The sequence below is a fragment of the Deltaproteobacteria bacterium genome, from assembly GCA_016218975.1.
Lineage (GTDB): Bacteria > Desulfobacterota > Deferrimicrobia > Deferrimicrobiales > Deferrimicrobiaceae > JAENIX01.
The window spans coordinates 79,613-94,432 of sequence record JACRCO010000013.1 but is presented as its reverse complement, the minus strand read 5'-3'; the positions used below and the strand labels follow the sequence as shown (position 1 = coordinate 94,432).

15 protein-coding genes are annotated in these 14,820 nt (G+C 62.4%); all 15 read right to left on the bottom strand.

What is annotated here, in order from left to right:
- Nucleotides 1-1,125: acyl-CoA dehydrogenase family protein (locus HY896_02170; GenBank protein MBI5575151.1), on the bottom strand; the 1,125-nt coding region annotated here is incomplete at its 3' end.
- A complete protein-coding gene (locus HY896_02165) occupies nt 1,125-1,757 on the bottom strand; it encodes a TetR/AcrR family transcriptional regulator (GenBank protein ID MBI5575150.1) in 633 nt (210 codons plus the stop codon). The genes HY896_02170 and HY896_02165, both read right to left, overlap by 1 nt.
- Before the next feature lie 103 nt (nt 1,758-1,860).
- Nucleotides 1,861-2,640: an IclR family transcriptional regulator gene (locus HY896_02160; protein ID MBI5575149.1), complete on the bottom strand. Its 780-nt coding sequence runs from the start codon at nt 2,638-2,640 to the stop codon at nt 1,861-1,863.
- Between the two features lie 213 nt (nt 2,641-2,853).
- A complete protein-coding gene (locus HY896_02155; GenBank protein ID MBI5575148.1) occupies nt 2,854-3,453 on the bottom strand; it encodes a tetratricopeptide repeat protein in 600 nt (199 codons plus the stop codon).
- A complete protein-coding gene (gene folK / locus HY896_02150; GenBank protein MBI5575147.1) occupies nt 3,450-3,905 on the bottom strand; it encodes a 2-amino-4-hydroxy-6-hydroxymethyldihydropteridine diphosphokinase in 456 nt (151 codons plus the stop codon). The genes HY896_02155 and folK overlap by 4 nt, the downstream gene beginning before the upstream one ends.
- Before the next feature lie 44 nt (nt 3,906-3,949).
- Nucleotides 3,950-5,119: an LL-diaminopimelate aminotransferase gene (locus HY896_02145; GenBank protein MBI5575146.1), complete on the bottom strand. Its 1,170-nt coding sequence runs from the start codon at nt 5,117-5,119 to the stop codon at nt 3,950-3,952.
- Nucleotides 5,120-5,153: 34 nt separating this feature from the next.
- Nucleotides 5,154-5,918 (bottom strand): fumarylacetoacetate hydrolase family protein, encoded by a 765-nt coding sequence (locus HY896_02140; protein ID MBI5575145.1) that lies wholly within the window; start codon nt 5,916-5,918, stop codon nt 5,154-5,156.
- Complete coding sequence (locus HY896_02135; GenBank protein ID MBI5575144.1) at nt 5,915-6,727, bottom strand: 4-hydroxy-tetrahydrodipicolinate reductase; 813 nt, start codon at nt 6,725-6,727, stop codon at nt 5,915-5,917. The genes HY896_02140 and HY896_02135 overlap by 4 nt, the downstream gene beginning before the upstream one ends.
- Nucleotides 6,728-6,734: 7 nt before the next feature.
- Nucleotides 6,735-7,607, bottom strand: coding sequence for a 4-hydroxy-tetrahydrodipicolinate synthase (locus tag HY896_02130; GenBank protein ID MBI5575143.1), 873 nt, complete (start codon nt 7,605-7,607; stop codon nt 6,735-6,737).
- A gap of 19 nt (nt 7,608-7,626) precedes the next feature.
- Nucleotides 7,627-8,454, bottom strand: coding sequence for a diaminopimelate epimerase (locus tag HY896_02125; GenBank protein MBI5575142.1), 828 nt, complete (start codon nt 8,452-8,454; stop codon nt 7,627-7,629).
- 61 nt (nt 8,455-8,515) lie between these two features.
- Nucleotides 8,516-9,820 (bottom strand): diaminopimelate decarboxylase, encoded by a 1,305-nt coding sequence (gene lysA / locus HY896_02120; GenBank protein MBI5575141.1) that lies wholly within the window; start codon nt 9,818-9,820, stop codon nt 8,516-8,518.
- A 145-nt stretch (nt 9,821-9,965) separates the two neighbouring features.
- Nucleotides 9,966-11,339, bottom strand: coding sequence for an argininosuccinate lyase (gene argH, locus HY896_02115; protein MBI5575140.1), 1,374 nt, complete (start codon nt 11,337-11,339; stop codon nt 9,966-9,968).
- A gap of 171 nt (nt 11,340-11,510) precedes the next feature.
- Nucleotides 11,511-12,719, bottom strand: a complete 1,209-nt coding sequence (locus HY896_02110; protein ID MBI5575139.1) for an argininosuccinate synthase — start codon at nt 12,717-12,719, stop codon at nt 11,511-11,513.
- Nucleotides 12,720-12,737: 18 nt separating this feature from the next.
- Complete coding sequence (gene argF, locus HY896_02105; GenBank protein ID MBI5575138.1) at nt 12,738-13,652, bottom strand: ornithine carbamoyltransferase; 915 nt, start codon at nt 13,650-13,652, stop codon at nt 12,738-12,740.
- Nucleotides 13,649-14,806: an aspartate aminotransferase family protein gene (locus tag HY896_02100; GenBank protein MBI5575137.1), complete on the bottom strand. Its 1,158-nt coding sequence runs from the start codon at nt 14,804-14,806 to the stop codon at nt 13,649-13,651. The genes argF and HY896_02100 overlap by 4 nt, the downstream gene beginning before the upstream one ends.
- Between the last annotated feature and the right edge of the window lie 14 nt (nt 14,807-14,820).

Below are 14,820 nucleotides of genomic sequence, written 5' to 3'. Positions count from 1 at the left end.
TTCCTTGGCGATCACGAGACGTTGTATCTGGCTGGTCCCTTCGTAGATCTGGAGCAGCTTCGCGTCCCGCATCAGTTTCTCCACCGGGTAGTCCTTCATGTATCCGTAGCCGCCGTATATCTGCACCGCATCGGTGGTGACGCGCATTGCGAGGTCCGCCGCGAAAGCCTTGGCGAAAGACGACTCCTTCGTGTTCCGCCGCCCCTGGTCGAGCAGCCAGGCGCTCTTGTACGTGAGCAGCCGCGCCGCTTCGATGTCCATCGCCATATCGGCCAGGAGGAAGTGGATCGCCTGGTTCATCGCGATAGGCATGCCGAACTGCACTCTCTCTTTCGAATACTGCATCGCCAGCTCGAACGCCGCACGCGCAACGCCGACGGACATCGCCGCGACGGTCGGCCTCGCATAGTCCAGGGTCTTCATCGCGATCTTGAACCCGTCCCCTTCCTTGCCCAGGAGGTTCGCGGCCGGCACGCGCACGTCCTCGAACAGAACGTCCGATGTGTCCGAGGCCCGCTGCCCCATCTTGTCCTCCTTTTTTCCCGGGGAAACGCCGGGGAAAGACCTCGGAATGACAAACGCCGACAGCCCCTTGTGCCCCCTGGATCGGTCCGTGGATGCGAAGACCGTGTATTGGGAAGCGTAGGACCCGTTCGTGATGAAACACTTTCGGCCGTTCAACAGATAGAAATCCCCGTCCTTCTTCGCGGTGGTCGCGATCCCCCCCGCGTCCGACCCGGCCCCGGGTTCCGTCAGGCAGAACGACGCGTATTTCAGTTCTCTCGCGAACGGGGCCACGAACTCCTGTTTCTGCTCCTCCGTTCCGGCGAAAACCACGGGAGTCAGGGCGAGACCGTTGGCGGTCATCGAAGTCGTGATGCCGGCGCATCCCCAACCCAGTTCCTCCTCGATGAGGCACGATTCCATGGAACCAAGCCCGAGACCTCCGCACGACTCCGGAATGAAACCGGTCATCAGGCCGAGATCGAACGCCTTCCGGAAGATCTCCGTCGGGAATATGCCTTCCCGGTCGCATTCCACGGCCTTCGGGCGGATTTCGTTCGCTGCGAACTTGTGCGCCATGTCCTGCAGCGCGGTCTGTTCCTCCGAAAGATCGAACCCTATCATTGCCTGATCCCTCCTTCCGAAGGTGCGTGGGTTTTAAGGCCTGCCGCGAATATCCGGAAGATCTCGGCCGCCGCTTCTTCCGGGTCGTATTTCCGTTTCCGGGAAAGAACGTAGGCCAGCGATATCTCGTCCAGCGCGCCGAAGATCGCCCTGCGCGCAAGGGTGACGTTCAGGTCGGGCCGGAAGATCCCTTCACGTTTTCCGTCTTCGAGGATTCCGCTGATGACGTCCAGGTATTCAAGGAATTTCACGGGCACGTACTCTTTCATGAACTTGTTGCTCTGCCGGAGCTCCACCTGGATCACTTCGATCAGGCCGGCCTCCCGCACGAGAAGTTCCATATGGTTACGGATGAATATCTTCAGGCGGGAAAGCGCGTCGCTTCCGTCGGAGACGCGCGCCCGGACATCGGCCACCACCTCTCCCATCTTCTCCTCGAACAGGGAGATGAGGAGATCGTCCTTGTTCTTGAAATATAGATAGATCGTCCCGTCGGCGACCCCCGCCAGCCGGGCGATCTCCGAAATCCTGGAATTGAAGTACCCTTTCTGGGAGAAAATCCTGATCGCGGCGCGGAGGATCCGGTCCCGTTTCTCGGCTCCGCCGCCCCGAGGCCCGCGCCTGGCCATCGCCCCTCCTGTTGAATGAATCATCATTCATAAAAGAGGTAACACCAAACCCGTGGCGATGTCAAGCGATCCGTTTGGCGGAGATCAGGCCGGCCGGTGCCGGTTATTCCCGGAAGCCGAGGCGCATGGACAGCGCCTTCGCGCAGCGGGAGACCTCGGGGCCGATCGATTGGGCGATCCGATCGTCGGAGAGACGGTGGGCCGGGCCGGACACGCTGATGGCCGCGATCACCTTGCGCGTGTAGTCCCGAACGGGGGATGCGATGCAGCGCAACCCGTCCTCGAATTCCTCGAGGTCGGCCGCGTATTCCTTTTCCCGGACAGCGGCAAGCTCGTTAAGCAGATCATCCGAAGATGTGATCGTATTCTTCGTAAACCTCTGAAGCTCCGCGTGGAAGCGTTTTTTCAGTTCCTCTTCCGATTCGAATGCAATAAGCGCCTTCCCTGCAGCTGTGGCATGAATGGGCATATGCAGGCCTACGCGGGAAACGACGCGCACCGTCGAAGTGGTCTCCACGGCGTCGAGATAAACCACGTCGCTGCTCCTGAGGATCGAGAGATAGCTGGTTTCCGCCGAGCTTTCGGCAAGCTCGCGCAGAATCGGCTGCGCCTGTTTCAGGAGACCCCTTTGGTGAATGAAAGTCTGCCCCAGCTCGAGGCACTTTATGCCGAGGCGGTAGTTGTCGTTCGTCCTGTTCTGCTCGATGTAATTCCTCGACTGGAGAGTCGCCAGTATGCGGAATACGTTGTTTTTGTGCAGCTTCAGTTTCTTGCTGAGTTCAGTTACACCCAGTTCGTCCATCTCCCCCCGGAATTCCTCGAGGACGTCGAGTGCATGGGCGACCGACTGGATGATATAGTTCGATTTATCGCGACGTACCATATACAAACCTCCCATCCTTGGATGGCGGTGTTTTAGGGGATTAACAAAACAATGTTACATATATTCCAGAAGGAGAGACGTGTCAACAGGAAAAGATCGTTTATCTCAGGGCAAAAATATCGAAAGGTCAAACACTAAAACACCCGTAACGGCTTGTTTATACACCTCATTATAGATTTTTCCAGCCTCTTCCCACGGTATTTAAAACGGGTTTCATTTGAATCTTTGCTTCGGCTGCGCGGCCATTCCCCGCATCCGCTCGATTTCGCTTTTCAGATTTTCACGATATTGGTAATTCGGAATGTTTTCCAACAAGGCCTCCCACGCCCGGATCCCTCCCTCGATATCCCCCTTGTCGTGGATGAGGATTATCCCCAGATTAAAGCGGGATTGCGCGTGCCTGGGATCGATCGAAATGGCTTTTTTCAATTCCTCGACAGCCCCGTCGGGATTTCCCGAGCGGCGTAGACAAATCGCCATGTCGGTCCTGATGTTCACGTTGCGTGGGTCAAGCGCAAGGGCCTTCCGGTAATGTTCGATCGCCTGAAGGTCCTGCCGGGTGTCGAAGTAGAGGTTCCCGATGTTGATCAACGCCTGCAGGTTGCCGGGATCCTTTTTAAGAATCTCCTTGTAATTCTCTATCTGGGAAAGGGCGTTAAGGTTGATGGTCTCCGTCTCTCCGGCAGGGGGAGGCGCTTCGCTCTTTCTTCGGCAGGCGGCGCCGCCGGCCAGGAATAGCGCCAGTACGGCCAGGGCAACCGCTTTCCATAACATGAATATGCGGGGATTCGCCATTACGGGACGCGTGTTCATAACGGATACACCTCGAGCGGATCCCTGCACGATTTCAGGAGATCCGATATCGTATTCCTCCCCGGGGGGACGACCGCCGAGGGGGCTATTTCCGACGCAGGCAGGAGGCAGAAGCGCCGCTCCGACATGCGGGGATGGGGTATTACGAGATCCGGTCTCCTCACGACTTTATCTCCCATAAGCAGGATGTCGACGTCCAGTTCGCGCGGCCCCCATCTTTCCCTCGCTTTCCGCCCCGCAGCCGCCTCCACTTCCTTCACGAACTCCAGGAGCCTGACGGGCGAAAGGGCGCACTTTCCAAGTACTGCGATGTTCAGGAACCACCGCTGGTCCGGCTTTCCCCACGGCTCCGACGCGTATACGCGCGAAACCCGGACGACCTCCATTTTCAGGGAGAGGCGATCGACGCCTTCACGCAGCCGCGTTTCCCGCCGCCCGACGTTGCTCCCCAACAATAGGAGTACGTCGTCGCGCGATGAGTTCCTCGAATTGCCGGCTAAAACCCTGCTTTCCTTATCCTGTCGAGAGCTTCCCGTATGCGCCCCTTTTCCTTGGTCAGCGCCATGCGGACGTATCCTTCGCCGCTCGCTCCGAAACCGTTCCCCGGCGTCGTGACGATCCCGGTTTTCGTAAGGAGGTGCTCGCAGAAAGTGGCCGACGTGTACCCCTTCGGGACGGGAATCCAGACATAGAAGGTGGCCCGCGGCATAACCGGGTCGAGACCCAGGGCGCGAAGACCAGGTATCAGGACGTCCCTGCGTTCCTGGTATGTCTTGCGGATGGCGTCCGTGGCCTTGTCGCCCGATTGCAGGGCCGCGACGGCAGCCCCCTGGATGGCCTGGAATACGCCGCTGTCCACGTTCGTCTTGACCTTCCCCAGGCCGCCCACGAGCTCCGGGTTCCCCACTGCGAATCCGATCCGCCAGCCGGTCATGTTGTAGGTTTTCGAAAGGGAATGGAACTCGATGCAGCGCTTCTTCGCCCCCGGAAGCTCGAGGATGCTCATGGGTTTCGCGCCGTCGAAATAGATCTCCGTGTACGCGACGTCGTGGGCCACGATGAGGTCGTGCTCCTCCGCGAAGGCGAGAACCTTGCGGTAGAAAGCCCGGTCGGCCACCGCCGAGGTCGGATTGTTCGGATAGTTAAGGAAAAGGATCTTCGCCTTCGCGAGCGCGGCGGCAGGTATTTTTTCCAATTCGGGCAGGAAGCCGTTTTCCCGCTTCAGGGGCATGAAGTGGGATTTCCCCCCCGAAAACATCGTCGCTATGTGATAGACGGGGTAGCCGGGGTCCGGGACCAGCACCACGTCGCCGGGATCGACGAAGGCCAGCGGGAAATGTGCGATCCCTTCCTTCGAGCCGATCAAGGCTACGACCTCGCCCGCAGGGTCGAGGGACACGCCGAACCTTTCCCGGTACCATTTCGCCGCCGCGGCGCGGAACTCCGGCAGCCCTTCGTAGGACGGGTACTGGTGGTTGGCGCCCACCGCGGCTTCCTTCTTCATCCGGTCGACGACGAACTTCGGCGTCGGCCGATCGGGATCTCCCACCCCGAGATCGATGATGTCCATTCCCTTCGCGCGGACCTCCTGCTTCTTCCGGTCGAGCTCCGCGAACAGGTACGGCGGAAGGGACTGGATGCGGCGGGACAGAGAAAAGCGGCTCATGGCGGTCATATTCCCCCTGCGCAGGATTTTTCCTTCAAGGCGAGACGACCCGGTTGGTCAGGGCGCCGATTCCTTCCACTTCCACCGTCATGACGTCCCCCACCCGGACCGGCCCCACTCCCGGCGGGGTCCCGGTCGCGATCACATCGCCCGGCAGAAGCGTCATGATGTGCGAAACGTATTCCACGAGGCGGTACACCGAAGCCCCCATCTCCCGGGTGTTCCCGTCCTGTTTCTTCTCTCCGTTGACCGTGCAGCGGACCCCAAGGGAGGAAGGATCGATCCCGGTCTCTATCCATGGACCGAGCGGGGCGAAAGTGTCGAATCCCTTCGCGCGGGCGTACAGTCCGTCCTTCGCCTGGAGATCCCTCGCCGTCACGTCGTTGATGCAGGTGTACCCGAGGATGAACGACGGCGCATCGCGCTCGGCGACGTTTTTCGCCGGCCGGCCGATCACCACGGCCAACTCCGCCTCGTAGTCCACACGCTGCGACGCCTTTGGATACACGATGTCCCCTCCCGGATGGTTCAGGGCGGAAGGGGCTTTCAGGAAAATGAGCGGCTCTTCGGGGATCTTTTTCCCCATCTCGCGCGCGTGGTCCTTGTAATTGAGCCCGACCGCGACGATCTTCGAAGGCGAAACGGGCGCCAGCAGGCGCACATCCTTAAGCCCGAAGCGGCTCCCGGTGGGGCGGAACTCCCCGAACGGCGTACCGGAAATTTCCCGGATCTCGCCGTCCGCCGGGTTCAGCACCCCGTACGCGGCCCTTCCCGACTCCTCGAACCGCAGGATCTTCATTTAGCGCCAAACCCGAGCACGGCCCGCATGTCGTACAGGCCGTTGGGCTTTCCGGCCACCCAGGCCGCTGCCCGGACCGCACCGCGGGCGAACGTATCGCGGCTGTGGGCGCGATGGGTGATCTCGAACCGTTCGCCGATCCCGCCGAAAACGAGGGTGTGCTCGCCGACGACGTCTCCCGCTCTCACCGCGAACACCCCGATCTCCTTCTTCGTGCGCTCCCCGACCATCCCTTTCCTGCCGTACACGCCGGAATCCTTCATGTCGCGGCCGAGGGCCTCCGCGACCGAATCCGCCAGTTTAACGGCGGTGCCGGAAGGGGAATCCTTCTTGAACCGGTGGTGGACCTCTACTATCTCCACGTCGTAGTCGTCTCCCAGCACTTTCGCGACGTCGGCCGCTACCTGGAACATCAGGTTGACGCCGACGCTCATGTTCGGTGAAAGAACGCAGGGAATGCGTTTCGCGGCGTCCTTCACCGCCGCCTGCTGCTCCGGCGAAAGGCCGGTGCTTCCGATTACGAGCGCTTTCCCCGCTTCCGCGGCCAGGCGGGCATGCTCCACGGAATTGGATGCATGCGTGAAATCTATCGCGACGTCGGCCGAGGCGAGCGCCTTGGGAAAATCCGCGGTCACGGGCACGCCTGCTTTCCCGGCCCCCGCCGCCTCGAAGGCGTCCTGGCCGAGGAGAGGATGCCCCGAGGCTTCCACTGCTCCGGATAGCACGAGGCCGAACGGCCGTTCCGAAAGCGCCGAAATTATGGCCCTCCCCATCCTTCCCATCGCTCCGCAGACGACGACCCGGGCCATGGGATCTCTACACCAGGCGGAGGTCGGAAAGGACGCTGGCCAGCTTCTTGCGTCCGCCGTCCGACATCGGGCAAAGGGGAAGGCGGAATTCCTCGCCGATCATCTTCATCATCGCGAGGGCCGTTTTCGCGGGAATCGGATTCGTCTCGATGAACAGGACGTGGAACAACGGCCAGAGGCGGTAATGGATCTCGCGTGCGCGCGAGACCTCCCCCAGGACGAACGCGTCGTAGAGGTCCGCCATGGACTTGGGCGCCACGTTCGACGCGACCGAGATCACTCCCTTCGCGCCGAGCGCCATCATCGGGAAGAAGAGACCGTCGTCCCCGGAGAGAAGGCAGAATTTCCTGGGAGTCGACCTGAGGATGTCGCACACCTGCCCCAGGTTCCCGGACGCCTCCTTCACCCCCACGATGTTCTTCACTTCGGCAAGCCTCGCGACCGTTTCCGCCGCCATGTTCACACCGGTGCGTCCCGGCACGTTATAGAGGACCAGCGGGATATCGGCCGATTCCGCGACCGCGCGGAAGTGGCGGTAGAGTCCCTCCTGCGTGGGCTTGTTGTAATACGGGGTTATTACGAGCGCGGCGTCGGCGCCGGCCTTCTTCGCGTAGCGGGTCAGTTCGATCGCTTCCTTCGTGTTGTTCGAACCCGTTCCCGCGATCACGGGCACCCGGCCGCCGGCTGACTCAACCACGATGTCTATGACCGCCCTGTGCTCGTCGTGCGAAAGGGTCGCGGATTCCCCGGTGGTGCCGCACGGAACTATTCCGTCCGTGCCGTTCCTGATCTGGAACTCCACCAGTTTCCTGAGCGACTTCCTGTCGACCTTCCCGTTCAGGAACGGCGTTACCGTCGCAACGATGGCCCCGTGAAACATCTCGTCTCCCCTCCTTCGCCTAATACCGATAGGCTTCCCTGTACATGATTCCGTCGCAGGACCACGAGGTGTCCCCCTCAAGGCAGACCTCCCCGAATCCCTCCTTCTCCGCATCGAAATGGATCGTCAGCACCTCGCCGCCGCGGGTATGGACCGGCACGGGAGGCGTCGCGCGGCCGTGCAGCGCGCAAAGTATCCCCGTCGCCACCGCGCCCGTCCCGCACGCGAGCGTTTCACCCTCCACGCCGCGCTCGTAGGTGCGGACCCGCACTTCCCCCTTCTTCACCTGGACGAAGTTCACGTTTGTCCCGCGGGGGGCGAAGGCCCGATGGGTTCGGACTCCTCTTCCGGTCCCCATAAGATCGATCTTTTCCAGCTCGGGCACGAACAGGACCGCGTGGGGAACGCCGGTATCGAGGAACGAGTATTCGATCTTCTTCCCGCCCAGCGTGAGACGCTGCGACAATGCGAGACCGTGAGGCTTCGTCATCTGGAGCTTGACACGCCGCCCGGAAACATCCGCCCGTACGAGGCCGGCGTCCGTCTCGAAAGAGAGCGATTCGCCCGCGATCTTCCTCTCCACGGCGAAGCGGGCGGCGCAACGGCCACCGTTGCCGCACATCTCGGCGCGGGAGCCGTCGGCGTTGAAGAACCGCCAGCGGAAATCGGCGCGGCGCGACTTCTCGATGCAGATCACGCCGTCGGCCCCGAGAGAACGGGAGCGGTCGCAGACCTTCGGAACGAACGCGGTAAGGTCGATCCCGCGCATGATCCCGTCGCGGTTGTCGATCACCAGGAAATCGTTCCCGCTGCCGTTGAGTTTCGAAAACGGTATCTCTTTTTTCATCGTGTCCGTCTCTCCGAAAAACGATTCCGGCATTCTAACAGATTCGCCGGGCTCGGCATGCCTACAAAAGCCGCCCCTTCGGTTTCCCGCGTCCCGCCAGGAAAGACGCCGTTCTTTCGCCCTTCGCGAGGTCCCGGGCGGGCTCCCTTTCACGGACCACTTCGAACTTCGTGCCCGATACCATCACCTCGGCCGCCCGGGGCCGGGAATTGTAATTGGACGACATGGAAAACCCGTACGCCCCGGCGCTCATGACCGCGATGAGGTCCCCCGACCGGTAGAGCGGAAGCCTCCGGTCCTTTGCGAGGAAGTCGCCGGACTCGCAAATGGGCCCGACGACGTCGGCGACGGTCCGTTTCGCCGGAGCGCGCCCCACGGCCACGACGGCGTGGTACGACCCGTAAAGGGAGGGCCGGGCGAGGTCGTTCATCGCGGCGTCGACGATGAAAAAGTGCTTCTTCCCGTTCCCCTGGAGGGAGGCGGCGCCCTTGGTGTACAGCACGCGGGTGAGCAGCACCCCGGCATTTCCGACGAGCACCCTGCCCGGCTCCAGCACGAGGGTGACGGGAAGCCCGGAAAAGGCCTGCACTACGGCGTCCGCGTACTGCTTCGGATGCGGGGGAAGCTCGTCGTTGTAGGTGATCCCGAGACCGCCGCCTATGTCGATCAGGCGGATCCCGATCCCTTTTCCAAGCAGCTTTTCCACAAGCGCCCGGACCCTCCGGGCTGCGTCGACGAACGGCGAGACGTCAGTTAGCTGCGAGCCGATGTGGCAATCGACGCCGACGACCTCGATGTGCCGTCTCCGTGCCGCCCATTCGTAGTCCCGGATCGCCTGGTCGATGTGGATCCCGAACTTGTTTTTTTTCAGTCCCGTCGATATGTACGGATGGGTCCTGGGATCGACGTCCGGGTTCACCCTTAGGGCGATCGGCGCCCGCTTCCGCATCCGGCCGGCCACCGCGTCGATCGTCTCCAGCTCCTCGCGCGATTCCACGTTGAACATCAGGATGCCGCGGCGAAGCGCCTCCTCGATCTCGAAAACCTGCTTTCCCACCCCCGAATATACGATCTTCGCCGGCGGGGCGCCCGCCGCCAGCGCCCGCGCGAGCTCGCCTCCCGATACTATGTCCACACCGCCGCCGAGGTTCGTGAAAGTGCGTATCACCGATCCGTTGGAGTTCGCCTTCATGGAATAGCACACGATGTGGGGAATCCCGCCGAACGCCTCGTCGAAAACCCGGTAATGATGGGAGAGCGTAGCGTGGCTGTATACGTACGCGGGGGTGCCCACGGATTCGGCGATCCTCCGCAGCGGCACGCCCTCGCAATGCAGCTCTCCACGCCTTGCCTCGAAATGATGCATCTTTTCGGCTCCTACGAAATTGGGATGTGCGATATCCTCACTGCGCTCCGCAACGGCTCCGGTTTCGCCTTGCGGCCGCAGCCGGCTGCAGCGCAAAGAATCAGCAATGCGAGGGCAGGAATCGCCGCCCTCAAAAACCACCGCCTCATTTTTTCCTGAGCTCCTCGATGCGTTTCCGTACGGCGGCCGGTCCCGTCCCCCCCCGCGTGTTGCGCAGGCGTACGGAACGCGAAAGGGAGATGGCGTCGCGGACGTCCTCGTCGATCGACGGATGGAAGGACCGCAGCTCCTTCAGCCCCAGGTCCTTCAGCCGCTTCCCTTCCTCCTCGCAGCGCCGGACGATACGTCCCGTGATCTCGTGCGCCTTGCGGAACGGAACCCCTTTGCGCGCCAGGTAGTCGGCCAGGTCGGTCGCCGTGAGGAAACCGTCGTCGCATGCGTAGCGCATCCTGTCCTCGTTCACGGCAAGCCCCTCAATAAGAAGGGCAGCTCCGATCAGGGACTCCTTCAGCGTGCGGGCGGAATCGAACGCAGGCTCCTTGTCTTCCTGCATGTCCCGGTTGTAGGAAAGCGGCAGACCCTTCATCAGCGTCAGCAGGTTGAACAGATTGCCGTAGACACGGCCGGTCTTGCCCCGGATCAGCTCCGCCACGTCGGGATTCTTCTTCTGAGGCATGATGCTGCTGCCGGTACAGAGCTTGTCGGGGAGGGACAGAAAGCCGAATTCGGCGGAGGACCAGTAGACCATCTCCTCGGAAAACCGGGAAAGGTGCATCATCGCCACCGCACCCGCGAAGAGGAAGTCGGCGACGAAATCGCGGTCGGAAACCGCGTCGATGCTGTTCTCGCAAACGCCGTCCATGCCCAGTTCGCGCGCGACCGATTCCCGGTCCAGCGGGAAAGTCGTCCCCGCCAGGGCGCCCGCTCCGAGTGGGGACACGTTCATGCGCCGCCGCGCGTCCCGGAACCGATCCTCGTCGCGCGTGAACATCTCGTAATAAGCAAGCAGGTGATGTGAAAACAGGACAGGCTGCGCCCGCTGGACGTGCGTGTATCCCGGCATGACGACGCCGAAGCACTCCTCGGCCTTCCCAAGGATCCGCTCCTTGACCCTGGCGAAAAGCGCAAGTATGCCGTCGATTTCCTCCCGCAGGTAAAGACGCAGGTCGAGCGCGACCTGGTCGTTCCGGCTTCTCCCCGTATGGAGCTTCCCTCCCGCCTTTCCCGCCTTCCGGAGCAGGCGGCTTTCCACCGCCATGTGTATATCCTCCTGGGAGAGGTCGAAAGACAGTTTCCCGGCTTCTATCTCGCCGCGGATCGACTCCAGCGCCGAAACGATCCGGTTCGCATCCGCCCTGGAAATGATTTTCTGCCTTCCCAGCATGCGCGCATGGGCGATGCTCCCCGCGATGTCCTGCCGGTAAAGCAGTATGTCGTACGGGATCGAGGCCGTGAACTCCTCGACGAACCTGTCGGTGCCGCCCTCGAACCGTCCTCCCCAGGCTTTCTTCTTCGCCATACTAGTGTACCGCCTCGTAAATGGATTGCGCACCGAGAGCGTCGATGCGCCGCGCCGGCAAGGCGCGCGAGTGGAGACGTACTGTGAGAGTACGGCGAACGAGCGCAACGAAGCTGAAGCGGATGCAGCGGCGCTCGAATGCCAATATATTTGCGAGACGGTGCACTCGTTTCAGCCTTTCCGGCTCTTGAGCATGGACCGGATCTTGAGCCGCAGCGCGTTGATCTTGATGAACCCGGTGGCGTCCGCCTGGTTGAATACCGTCTCCTTCTCGAACGTGGCGAAATCGGTCCGATAGAGGGAGACCGGGCTCTTCCGCCCCACTACCATGCAGTTCCCCTTGTACAGCTTCAGGCGCGCGGTGCCGGTGACGTTCTCCTGGGACTTCTCGACGGTGGCCTTCAGCAGGTCCATCTCGGGCGAGTACCAGTAGCCGTAATAGATCAGCTCGGCGAACTTCGGGATGAGCGAATCCCGAAGGTGCATCACTTCCCGGTCCAGCGTGACCGACTCGACCGCGCGATGGGCGACGTGCAGGATCGTGCCGCCGGGCGTTTCGTACACGCCGTGCGATTTCATTCCGACGTACCGGTTCTCCACCAGGTCCACCCGCCCTATTCCGTTGATGCCTCCCAGCCTGTTCAGGTGCGCAAGAAGCTTCGCCGGGCCCATGCGCTTCCCGTCTACGGCGACCGGGACGCCTTCCTCGAAATCCACCTCCACATACATGGGCCGGTTGGGGGCCTTCTCCGGAGACTTCGTTAGCACGAACATGTCCGCGGGGGGCTCGGCCCACGGGTCCTCGAGGATCCCTCCCTCGAAACTTATGTGCATGAGGTTCCTGTCGCTGGAGTACGGCTTCTTCGCCGTGACCGGCGTCGGGATGCCGTGCTTCTTCGCGTAATTCACAAGGTCGGTGCGGGAGGAAAGGTCCCATTCCCGCCACGGCACGATCACCCGGATGCCGGGCATCAGCGCATAATAGGTAAGCTCGAACCGGACCTGGTCGTTCCCCTTGCCGGTTGCTCCGTGGGAGACGGCCTCCGCCTTCTCCTTCCGGACCACCTCTATCTGCTTCTTGGCGATCAGCGGCCGGGCGATGGAAGTCCCCAGCAGGTACGACCCCTCGTAAACGGCGTTCGCCATGAGAGCCGGGAAGATGAAATCGCGTACGAACTCGTCCTTTACGTCCTCGACGTACACCTTGGACGCGCCCGTCTTCTTCGCCTTCGCGCGAACGGGGGCGAGTTCCTCTCCCTGCCCGAGATCGGCCACGAATGCGATCACTTCGCAATCATACTTCTCGATGAGCCACCGCAGGATGACCGAGGTGTCCAACCCCCCGGAATATGCGAGCACCACCTTCTTCACGTTTCCCAATGTCGCTTCCTCCGTCGCTTAATGTGGGATGAGCCTCTCGAGGAGGGCCATCTGGATGTGCATACGGTTCTCCGCCTCGTCGAACACCGCCGATTGCGGCCCTTCCATGGCTCCGTCCGTGATTTCCTCGCCGCGGTGGGCCGGAAGGCAATGCATCACGATCGCCCCTTTTCCGGCGACGCTCAGTAGCCCTTCGTCGATCCGGTATCCGCGGAAAGCGGCGAGGCGGCGCTTGCGCTCCTTTTCCTGCCCCATGCTTGTCCACACGTCAGTGTACAGGACGTCGGCGCCTTTCGCCGCCTCCACCGGATCGCGGACGATGCGAACGTCTCCGCTCCCGGCGCCCGAGGCTTCCCGCAGGACCCGCGCGTCGGGCTCGAACCCCTTCGGACAGGCCAGGCGCAGGGAGAAGCCGAGCAGGAATGCGGCCTCCACCCACGAATTCGCCACGTTGTTGCCGTCGCCGATGAATGCGACTTTCAGCCTTCGCAGATCGAAGCCGCGCTCCCGTGCAGTCATCAGGTCCGCGAGGACCTGGCACGGGTGATGGAGATCGGTCAGCCCGTTTATCACGGGCACGGATGCATGGGAAGCCAGTTCCTCCAGCGTCTCCTGCCTGAACGTGCGGATCATGACGGCATCCGCATACCGCGAAAGGACCCTTGCGGTGTCCCGGACCGGCTCTCCCCGCCCTATTTGCGTGTCGTCCGGGGAGAGGAACAGCGCGTGCCCCCCCAGCCGTGTCATTCCGACCTCGAAGGAAACCCTCGTCCGCGTGGAAGCCTTCTGGAAGATCATGGCCAGGGTTTTTCCTTGAAGCGGGCGCGGAGCCGAACGGCGGCCTCCCCTTCGCTTCCACTTCACCCCATCCGCAAGAAGGGAAAGGAGCTCACGGCGCGTAAGATCGAGGATCCTGAGAAAGTCCTTTTTCACTTCCGCCCCCCGGCGGGCAGCGAAGCCCCGAGCAGGCTCAGCGCCTGCCGGATCTCTCCGTCGTTGACCGTAAGCGGCGGCAGGAAACGGAGCACGTTCCCGGAGGTGGCGTTCACGATGAGACCGTTCTCGAGGCACTTTTGCGCGATTTCCCTGGTTTCGCACTCCATTTCGATCGCGAGCATCAGCCCCATCCCCCGCACGGCGCGGATATCCGTCCTGCGCGCCGCCAGCTCGCAGAGCCCTTTCCGGAACAGCTCCCCCTTGCGTGAAACATCCTCGAAGAAGCCGGGCGATTTCAACGCCTCGAGGACCACCTTCGCCGCGGCGCAGCACACGGGATTTCCGCCGAAGGTGCTCCCGTGGGCGCCGGGGCCGAACGCGGCAGCCACCTCCTCGCGCGCCACGACGGCTCCCAGGGGGAGGCCGTTGGCCAGCCCCTTCGCGAGGGTGACGATGTCGGGATCGACCCCGAACCGCTCGCAGGCGAGCATGGCGCCCGTCCGCCCGAGCCCCGTCTGGATCTCGTCAGCGACGAGAAGAACGCCCCGCTCCCGGCAGATCCTCTCCGCTTCCTGCAAATATTCCGGCGGATGCATTCGCACTCCGCTCTCCCCCTGTATGGGCTCGAACATGAAAGCGCACGTCCGGTCCGTAAGCGCCGCTTCCAGCGCACCGAGGTCGCCGAACGGCACTGTTACGAACCCCGGGAGCATCGGCTCGAACCCCTTGTGGAACCTGGGCTGTCCGGTGGCGGAAAGGCCGCCGTAGGTCCTGCCGTGGAAGGAACCCTCGAGGACGACGAATTCGTGAACCCCTTCCCTGCCCCGGTCCGCCGACCACTTCCTCGCCATCTTGATCGCCGCCTCGTTCGCCTCCGTGCCGCTGTTGCAAAAGAACACCTTGCCTCCGCGGACCGCCGTCGAAAGCAGCTTCGCCGCCTCGGACTGGACCGGCACATGGAACAGGTTGGAGACGTGAAGCAGGTTTCGCGCCTGGTCGGTGACGGCGCGCGTGACCTCCGGATGCGCGTGCCCCAGCAGCACGACGGCGATGCCGCCCAGGAAGTCGAGGTACTCGCGCCCGTCGGCGTCGAAGAGTCTCGCTCCCTCGCCGCGCACGAAGGCCACCGGGAACCTGGCGTAATTCGCCATCTGGTGCTTTTCCG

Bases quoted from the DNA above. Each gene is read 5' to 3' on its own strand.
- HY896_02165 (MBI5575150.1), bottom strand. From the start codon at position 1,757: ATGGCCAGGCGCGGGCCTCGGGGCGGCGGAGCCGAGAAACGGGACCGG.
- HY896_02160 (MBI5575149.1), bottom strand. From the start codon at position 2,640: ATGGTACGTCGCGATAAATCGAACTATATCATCCAGTCGGTCGCCCAT.
- HY896_02155 (MBI5575148.1), bottom strand. From the start codon at position 3,453: ATGAACACGCGTCCCGTAATGGCGAATCCCCGCATATTCATGTTATGG.
- HY896_02145 (MBI5575146.1), bottom strand. From the start codon at position 5,119: ATGAGCCGCTTTTCTCTGTCCCGCCGCATCCAGTCCCTTCCGCCGTAC.
- HY896_02140 (MBI5575145.1), bottom strand. From the start codon at position 5,918: ATGAAGATCCTGCGGTTCGAGGAGTCGGGAAGGGCCGCGTACGGGGTG.
- HY896_02135 (MBI5575144.1), bottom strand. From the start codon at position 6,727: ATGGCCCGGGTCGTCGTCTGCGGAGCGATGGGAAGGATGGGGAGGGCC.
- HY896_02130 (MBI5575143.1), bottom strand. From the start codon at position 7,607: ATGTTTCACGGGGCCATCGTTGCGACGGTAACGCCGTTCCTGAACGGG.
- HY896_02125 (MBI5575142.1), bottom strand. From the start codon at position 8,454: ATGAAAAAAGAGATACCGTTTTCGAAACTCAACGGCAGCGGGAACGAT.
- lysA (MBI5575141.1), bottom strand. From the start codon at position 9,820: ATGCATCATTTCGAGGCAAGGCGTGGAGAGCTGCATTGCGAGGGCGTG.
- argH (MBI5575140.1), bottom strand. From the start codon at position 11,339: ATGGCGAAGAAGAAAGCCTGGGGAGGACGGTTCGAGGGCGGCACCGAC.
- HY896_02100 (MBI5575137.1), bottom strand. From the start codon at position 14,806: ATGGCGAATTACGCCAGGTTCCCGGTGGCCTTCGTGCGCGGCGAGGGA.